6 protein-coding genes and 1 rRNA gene are annotated in these 8,779 nt (G+C 49.8%); 3 read left to right on the plus strand and 4 right to left on the minus strand.

The window, feature by feature from the left end:
* The first annotated feature begins 313 nt into the window (after positions 1–313).
* A complete protein-coding gene (gene istA, locus BN1127_RS12450) occupies positions 314–1,876 on the plus strand; it encodes an IS21-like element ISAs28 family transposase (RefSeq protein WP_041206012.1) in 1,563 nt (520 codons plus the stop codon).
* 23 nt (positions 1,877–1,899) lie between these two features.
* On the plus strand, positions 1,900–2,655 hold the full coding sequence (istB, locus tag BN1127_RS12455; protein WP_021141277.1) for an IS21-like element ISAs28 family helper ATPase IstB: 756 nt from the start codon (positions 1,900–1,902) through the stop codon (positions 2,653–2,655).
* A 1,071-nt stretch (positions 2,656–3,726) separates the two neighbouring features.
* On the opposite strand, the gene BN1127_RS12465 is transcribed toward istB, so the two are convergent.
* The gene (locus BN1127_RS12465; RefSeq protein ID WP_042649675.1) at positions 3,727–3,930 is read right to left on the minus strand and encodes a helix-turn-helix transcriptional regulator; all 204 of its coding nucleotides are present in this window, start codon (positions 3,928–3,930) and stop codon (positions 3,727–3,729) included.
* A 431-nt stretch (positions 3,931–4,361) separates the two neighbouring features.
* Between BN1127_RS12465 and BN1127_RS22795 the strand changes: the two genes are divergently transcribed.
* Complete coding sequence (locus BN1127_RS22795; protein WP_231557481.1) at positions 4,362–6,113, plus strand: H-NS histone family protein; 1,752 nt, start codon at positions 4,362–4,364, stop codon at positions 6,111–6,113.
* A 181-nt stretch (positions 6,114–6,294) separates the two neighbouring features.
* Here the strand turns inward: BN1127_RS22795 and BN1127_RS21505 are convergent, their stop codons facing one another.
* The 3 genes from BN1127_RS21505 to rrf all read right to left on the minus strand — a co-directional run.
* The gene (locus tag BN1127_RS21505; protein WP_082030084.1) at positions 6,295–7,515 is read right to left on the minus strand and encodes a tyrosine-type recombinase/integrase; all 1,221 of its coding nucleotides are present in this window, start codon (positions 7,513–7,515) and stop codon (positions 6,295–6,297) included.
* Positions 7,516–7,761: 246 nt separating this feature from the next.
* Positions 7,762–8,394 (minus strand): LysE family translocator, encoded by a 633-nt coding sequence (locus BN1127_RS12475; RefSeq protein WP_042649676.1) that lies wholly within the window; start codon positions 8,392–8,394, stop codon positions 7,762–7,764.
* A 286-nt stretch (positions 8,395–8,680) separates the two neighbouring features.
* Positions 8,681–8,779, minus strand: a 5S ribosomal RNA gene (gene rrf / locus BN1127_RS12480); the annotation flags it as partial.

Genomic DNA, 8,779 nt, shown 5'->3' on the forward strand with positions numbered 1-8,779 from the left:
GATGTTGAACACTGTTTCCGGAAAGGAGGGGCGAAGTGTTCAGGTTGAACCGGAATGAGCGTTCACATTGGTCCGGAAATGGTGTTCACGTTGAATCGGAATTGGTGTTCATGATCGGCCGGAATATGCAGTTGCATATTCCCACGCATGGCGATCGCTCAATAACATTCATGCCGATCACTCAATAACATCCCAAGCCGATCACTTTTTACCCTCGATGGGAAACCATGATCGGCATCCATGTTATTGGTGACTTTTTCTCCCCGCTTCGTTAAACCCGCACTTTCCCATCTGCTCCAACAGAGGAACGTGCATGTCTGCGAGGCCTATCACTGTGAGAAAACTCAAAGAAATTCTTCGTCTGAAATATCAGGCTCAATTGGCTCATCGGCAGATCGCCCTCAGCCTGCATATCTCACCCAGCACCGTATCCTATTACCTCAACCGCGCTGCTCAACTGGGCATCCTGACCTGGCCCCTGTCTGAGTCCTGGGATGATGTCTCCCTGGCGCGCGCTTTCCTCAACACACGCGCCGTCCATAACACTCAGCACAAACCCACGCCCAACTGGGCCTTGCTGCATCAGGAGCTCAAAAAAACAGGTCAAAAAGGCGTGACCCTCGAGCTGCTATGGCAGGAGTACGCCGAGCGCCATTCTGGCTCCCACTACAGCTACAACCACTTCTGTCGGCTCTATAAAGAGTGGGCGGCCCTGCTGCAACCCTCGATGCGGCAGACCCATATTGCGGGCGAAAAACTCTTTGTCGACTACTGCGGCCAGACCATGCCGATTGTCGATCCGCACACCGGCGAAATCCTTTACCGGGCCCAGATCTTTGTCGCCGTGCTGGGTGCTTCCAACTACACCTTTGCCGAGGCCACCCGCTCCCAGCAGCTCGAGGACTGGGTCATGAGCCACAAGCGCGCTTTCGAGTTCTTTGGCGGTGTGCCGCAATTGGTGGTACCCGATTGCCTGAAGAGTGCCGTCAGCGTGGCGCGCAATACCGATCCGGATCTCAACCCCACCTACCAGATGCTGGCGGCCCATTTCGGTACGGCGATCATGCCCGCGCGGCCCCGCAAGCCGAAGGATAAGTCCAAGGCAGAGGTGGGCGTGCAGATCGTCACCCGCTGGATCCTGGCGGTGCTGCGTCATGAAACCTTCCATAGCCTGGCCCAGCTCAATCAGCGGATGGGTGAACTGCTGACCCGGCTCAACCAGAAACCCTTCCAGAAGCTTCCTGGCTGCCGTGCCTCACAGTTTGCCGAGCTCGATGCTCCGGCGCTCAAGCCGCTGCCGGATTATCCCTATCACTACACCAAAGTGATGTTGGTACTGGTTGGTAAGGACTACCACGTCGATCTGGAAAAGCACTATTACTCCGTGCCCCATGCCTTGCAGGGCAAGCGGCTGGAGGCTCATCTGGCCGAACATACCGTCACGCTGTACCACGCCGGCAAGGTCGTGGCCGAGCACCCGCGGAGTCATCGCAAAGGTCAGCACAGCAGCCTGCCTGCCCATATGCCCGCGCATCACCAGGCGCTGCTGGAATGGTCGCCCGAGCGTCTGCTCGGCTGGGCGGTATCCATCGGACCCTACACCACGCATTGGGTGGATGGTTTTATCCGGAATGTGGCACACCCGGCGCAAGCGGTGCGACCTTGTCTGGCCTTGCTGGGGCAGAGCAAAACCTATGGCAAGGAGCGGCTGGAAGCGGCCTGCCTCCGGGGTTACCTGACCGGCGCCAACCGGCTGCACAACATCCGCAGCATGCTCAAGAACGGCCTCGAGCAACAACCCATCGCCAGCAAGCGACAGGATCCGCTGCAAGACATCCGTCATGACAATGTCCATGGCGAGCACTACTTCCACTAACCCCCACAGCTCAGGAGAAGCCCATGCAATTACACCTCAATGAACAACTAAGCCGCCTGCACTTGAGCGGTATGAAACAGGCCCTGAACCAGCAGCAGGCCCAGAGCATGCTGTACCTGGATATGGGTTTTGAAGAGCGGCTGCAACTGTTACTGAGCCATGAGCTGGTGCAACGGGAGCAGAGGAAAACCAACCGTTTGGAGAAGCAAGCCCGGTTCCGGCTCGCCGGACAGGTGGAGCAGCTCGACTATCGGGCGGGTCGAGGCGTGAGCCAAGCGCAGATCCGCCAACTGCTGGAAGGACACTGGCTGAGTCATCAACAAAATCTGCTGCTGACGGGCGCGGCAGGCTGTGGCAAGAGTTACCTGGCGTGTGCTCTGGGTCGTTACTTTATCCGGCAAGGAGTGGGCGTGCGGTATTACCGGCTGAAAACCCTGCTCGAAGAGATGCGACTGGCACAAGCGGATGGCAGCTATCCGAAACTGCTGGAGCAAGTAAGTCACATAGGAATGTTGATCCTGGATGACTGGGGCATGGAGATGCTGGACGCGAGCGAACGCAGCAACCTGCTGGAGATCATCGATACCCGCTACGGCAAAGTCTCAACGATAGTGGCGAGCCAATTGCCGGTGGAGAAGTGGTACGGAATGATCGGAGAGGCAACATTCGCCGAGGCAATCCTGGACCGATTGATCCACAGAGCAGTGCGCGTGACCTTAACGGGAGAATCGATGCGAAAACAGGGTGCCAACTTGACCGAAGCCGATCAGGCGGAGTAAAAGAAAGACGCTATAAACGCGGGCAGAAAAACGGTGATCGGCATGATGTTATTGGCTGATCGACATGATGTTATTAGCCAGTTTCCAGATATAGCCTAACAGAGCGGGATATTTGTTCTGTACTCGACGAAGGTAACAATTCCGATCTTCCGTCACGAGGTCTAACGTGAGCTGGTCGTAGTAGTCTTCGTGATAGCCGATATCCAATCGGATGACTAATAGCTTGGCATGCTGGTCGAATAGGCTATTAACATACGTCGCTATACTGCGCTGATTGCGGCTCTCAACGCGTTCAAGGTTCTTGAGGCACTTACGGTGCGCCTTACTCTTGAACTCTCTTAGAAACGCATACAGCGCGTTATTGATACCCCTGGCTAATTCGTCACCGACATCACTATCGAGATATCGCTCATGGATGAGATGCAATCCATAAACCTCTCGCATATGCGTTAGGAATAGCGATACCGTTGGATGCGCTGACGATACCTCCTCATGACAATAAAAATAATCACACACAGTATCCAATACATTAAAGAGTTTGGTTGATAGCCTACGGTCAACGCAAGTGATGTATGACTTACCTGGGGCTGAATAAACAGCCCTGACAATCGGGAATGTCATATGCTGGAGCTTATCGGTAAGTGTAAGGATATCTAATAGCTTAATTGAATTAAACATGATGGCCTCGCTTAGGCAGGAGTAACCCTACGCTGTGTGATAGACACACGCGCATATAGGGGCGATTAGTGGAGTGGTATTGGCTAACTATGCTGGTGGTAGCATGACCACCACATGGGAGTGGTGTAATGGTACGCGATAGTGGTAATGGTTATTGGTTGTTTATGGGTGGCTGTACATAGCGTAGGAATAGTATTGAATAGAAGTAATGTTTAATGAATGGTAGTGATATCAAATAATAAATATACCTAAACGTGATACGCATGCCTTACCTACGAAAACGCCAAAAACATATATAAGAAGGCATGGCTATTTCCCTAACCCATGAGCCTATCAAGGTATGATTTATAACGCTGGAAGTTATGGAGCTCACTAGGGATGGAAAAAATGCATTCAAGACTGGCTTTTACGAATAAGCCAGCTATCAACATCGTGCTCAAACCAACCAATAGAGGCCTGACCTATCTTGAAGGGTTTGGGGAATGTTTCGTCATAACGAGGAGACTTGGGATTAAGCCAGTCATAGATAGTAGACCTGGCCATGCCAATCTTGTTGATGAGGTCTTTGATGCGCAGGACTTTGATGGTGTTGTTCATGGTGTGTACTCCTGATGATGTAGTGGGTTGTTTCATCAGAAGAGCGGGCCCGTTAAAAAACACATGATTAACTCGAGCGGGTGAGAGCACAATGAAGGCATTACGTTAGCAACCAGCCCCTCATTTGCATTGTATGGAGGTCTGAATCCACCATTTAAGGTCAGCTAGGGGCATGTAAGAAATTTTTTACGTACCACATCCGTGGGTTTTTAGTGGGTTTATGAGGGCCGTTTTGCGATATGGACGTTGGGAAATAAAGGGTCTACACGGCCAGCCAACTGCAACCACATTATATCAAAAGATACCTCTAGGCCTGATTTGTGACTTGAATTGCAATAATGAAAAACAAACGCAACTTACCTTAAGATAATGCGCTACTCTGCACTTTAAGTGATTTGACATTGTCTGTTTAGAATTACGGTGAAGATGATATGGCTAAAAAAGTAAAAAGTAAGTTGGCTCGCGAAATTGGAGACATAGTAAAAAGCCAAAGAAGAGTTGTAGTTAGAGAAATCGAGAGCGACGATGCCAAAATTGCATCAAGTGAATTATCTTCCACCAGCCACTTATCTAATGAGGATAAAGTGGTACCGCCCGAAGCGCACTTAAAACCATCGCGCAGAATAACCTCCAAAAAAAAGAATGAAGAAAAAATCGCAACCAATATAGCGAGACCGTATGCAATATATGATTGCAATGATGCGTGGGTCGTCGCAGCTAAGCGAACAAGGACAAACATACATGGTGCATTTTCACGAGAGGGATTAGGTGAGAAAGGATTAAGTGCAGGTAAAAATGCCGAGATAGATATTTTTATTGCGGAAAATAAATCGTCTGACTCGGTGTACAGTAACAAAAAAATTCTGACAGATGACTTTGATACCTTCCTTTGCATATATAAGATTCTGCATTTTATCTCATATATCAGAGAGTTTAACTTTCACACCCCCCCTCGGATCGGTCGCCGACTCGAGACATACAACAGCTTGGAAGATTTGAATTCAGATATTCAAAGTAACGTGCAGATAGAAAATGTAAATCAACGGCGCATATTCACCAAGGTACAAAAAAGAAACATAAAGGAGAGAATAAGGCGTTTGTTGAAAATGAATGTGAGCGCCATTTTAGGACATGATGATTTTTTGCAACACCTCAATGTGCATCCTGCAGTGTCGCTTTTCATCAATACCGTTAATGCAAACAAAATAGACATAACAAATAAAGGCGATTTTGAACGTTACTTTTCGATGGATTTGATTACCGCCTTCGTTAATCGATTCAATTTGATATTCAATCAGCCAGCCTATAAAAAAGCAACCAGTAAAAGGCTGTTCAATGTGCAAGAAAACGTGGCTTCAGTGATGGAACATGCCAATACCATCATGAAAAGTGGCAGTACTCATGCCATACGATTTTGCCTAGGGTTCAATTTCAAGTTTGATGATGAGTATGATGTTGAGTTTGAAAAGGCGTTGGAATTGAGATTGAAAACCCCCTCTCAGGTAAATGACTACAGGCTAATGACGCTACGTGCCGGCAGAAATGCAGTGTTTAGAAATGGTGCTAAGAACCCCATAATGAAATATATTGATGGTTATATATGGAAGATGGATTACTGCTCTGTCAGGGGATATTACCTGCATGTGATTTTATTTTTAAAAGAGAACTGGAGCAAACATTTTAATATCATGGAGTCAATCGGTGAGATGTGGCGGGAAAAGGTTAAAAATGGAGATGTGTTTTCGTATCGAGGTACACGAAGCCGCATTAACCTTCAAACGGCTACGAATCAACAAAAAATGCTTAATGATATTCACGACTTGTTTATTCAAGATGTACTTGCGTATGCAGATACTACACTATCAAGTGGCAAAAAAATTCGCACCTTTGGTAAAGGAGCACAAAAAGGGTGGGTTCTCAACTCGACGCAACAGGGTAAAACTAAGCCGACAGCACACGAGCAAAAGCTGGCTAAGTTCCAAACGCTGATGGACAAGGCTGGAATTGATCCAGCTGAACTACTTGCTGCAATCGACAAAAAAGCTAAACGAGCCCCTCGTCCTCCGAAATACCGTTACGTCAAGAATGGGGTGGAGCATACCTGGACCGGTCAGGGCCGCACACCCAAGTTCTTGGCTGAACAACTCGAACAAGGTCGTCAGCTGGATGAGTTCCTCGTCTAAATAGATAAGGCCATGCCGATAGAGTGTGGCCTTTCTGTTTTTTACAGGCTCCAGCTCTGTAACTGCGGCTAACATGGCCAGCATGGCTGTACAGGCTGGGTAAAAATGGAGGGTACACTCGATGTAACCTCCATAGGCACAGTCTAAAAATCGAATTTAAGAAAAGAGCTGCTGTACTCCCCTATCCCACTTGTAGATGCACAATATTATTGTCTGCCGGTTTTTCTGATGGTTTCAAAATCCCTCCCCACAACTCCAGAGCCATTTTTTGCTCCGGTAACCGAACCGTATGAACATAGTGAGCCATTACACCAGGTAGAGCATGGCCTAAAATTTGTTCCACGACATGAGGGGCAATCCCAGCCTCGTTTAGGCGGGTCGCCAAGCTCCTTCGCAGATCGTGCCATGTCCAAGGGGCGCTATGCCCGAGCCGCTTCCAAATCCCCCTTCCCCACTGACTTACCGCTTCTGGTCGCTTGAGTTCCCCTAGCAAGTATGGGGATGACTGTGCGGCGGCTGCTTTCAGCAAGGCGTCTATCGTCGGCCGAATAAAATCAGGTATTGGTCTCACGATTTTATTACCTGTTTTTGAGTTAGACGCAGGTACTGTCCATGTACCTTCGGCTAGATTCCATTCTTCGGGTGCTGATAGCCGAGCTTCTTGAGTTCTTGCACCGAACGACAATAGAATCTTGGCCAAATTTCCGTAGTAGCAATATGGACCTAGCTTCTCAGCCCAATCCCATAGTGTTCGCAGTTCTTCTAGCGTCAGAACCCTATCTCGCTTACTTGCTTTTTGCCCAACATCAGCGACGGTCAAGTCATCCAATGCATTACTCACTGCAAACTGTCTGACACGGCAAAACTTCAGAGCATGCTTACAGTTTTGGAAACAATACCCACTAGCCACAGGTGCTACCTTCGAGTATTCGTCAAAGACGCTCAACCAGTGACGAGTATCACAATCTGACAAAGGAAGATCTCCGATACGGGGATAGACCCACTTAGCAAATTGCTGGCGATGCTTCTCACTGTTCGACCTTTTCTTATCGGCGTGATGACAGAGCCAATACTCGAGTGCATCTTTAACCGTGACAGGCTTAAGCCTTTCATCTTTCCCGATCCTAGTCATCAAGGCGGGATCATTGCCCTCTTCCAACCAAGCTCGACATTGCGCCGCCTTTTTCCTTGCCTCGGAAAGCGACAGCCCCCCCTCTTGGCCGGTATAGGATCCCAGAGTCAGGTTTTTTGCCTTGCCTACAATTCGATAACGGTACACGAAGCTGACTTTTCCGCTATTCCTCCACAGAACAGATAGCCCATCCCTGTCCGCAACCTTTCTGGGCGTATCATCATCGTGACCACGCAGCATTGCTTTGAGTTTTGAATCTGAGATTGCCATTTTGAACCCACACTTGAACCCACACTTGTCTTATATCCCCTAAGATGACTTTAGACAACCATGGAAATTTAGACGATATAAATCAACAATATAGATGCAACCTATAGACATAACCAAACAGCATTAGACACGCAGTGTGATAATACGGCATGAACTGATTTCAGTCATTCTGCTGCAGTGCAGATAAAGGCGTATCCCAGCGATGGGATACGCCTTTTTCTATGGTCGACTTTCTACGTTTGGGTATTACTCCGTGGCCAACTTGATACCAAGCCCGACGAAAAGGCCCCCCATCAAACGGTTGAGCCAGGTTCCCACCCGGGCGGGCAGTCTCACCTTGCGACTCGCATAAGCGGTCGAGAACGCCAGCAGATGGCACCAGATCATGCCGTTGAGGTTGAAGATGCAGCCCAGCACGATGAAGGCCAGCGCCTTCTGCGGCGCATCGGGAGCGATGAACTGGGGCACAAAGGCTAGGAAGAAAAGCGCTACCTTGGGATTGAGCAAATTGGTCAGCAGGCCCTGCCGAAAGATCCGGCCATAGGAGAGCGCTGGCTGCAATACCGCAGGCTCGCTCGCAACAGGTGAGCTTACGCCTTGCCTGAGCAGGGAAACCCCCAGATAGACCAGATAGAGCGCCCCCATCAGCTTGATGATGGCGAACAGCTCGGCGGAGGCACTCAGCAGCGCAGACAGCCCCAGCGCTGCTGCCAGCACATGCACCATGGTACCCGTTCCTATGCCCAGTGCGGCCACCGAGCCCGCTCGCCAGCCTTGCGAGCCACTGCGCAGCATGATGAGCAGGGAGTCCGGTCCCGGCATCATGTTCAACAGCAGGCTGGATACGATAAACAACGCCAGATCGTGGATCCCCAACATACACAGCTCCCTTGCCGATGAAACTCACAGTCTATGGATCCAGCCCGCCTTGTCACTCCCCCGTTACGGCAATAGTGAACATAGGCAGGAGGCATAGCCAGGGGCTATCAGGGTTGGCGAAGAGAGTAGAAGAGTCGAAAGGTAAGCCGGTGGGTAAAGAGCGGGTCATTTATTTTGAGGCAGATGACCTGAGCATCCTCTGAGCAGTCAGTAAATCGGTGCTGAAGCACAGAATGTCAGGCAATAAAAAACCCCGCTCGAGTGAGCGGGGTTTCTTGTATTGGGTGCCTGGCAGTGTCCTACTCTCGCATGGCGAATGCCACACTACCATCGGCGCTACCGCGTTTCACTTCTGAGTTCGGCATGGGATCAGGTGGTTCCACGG

This window comes from Aeromonas media, assembly GCF_000819985.1.
GTDB lineage: Bacteria > Pseudomonadota > Gammaproteobacteria > Enterobacterales > Aeromonadaceae > Aeromonas > Aeromonas media.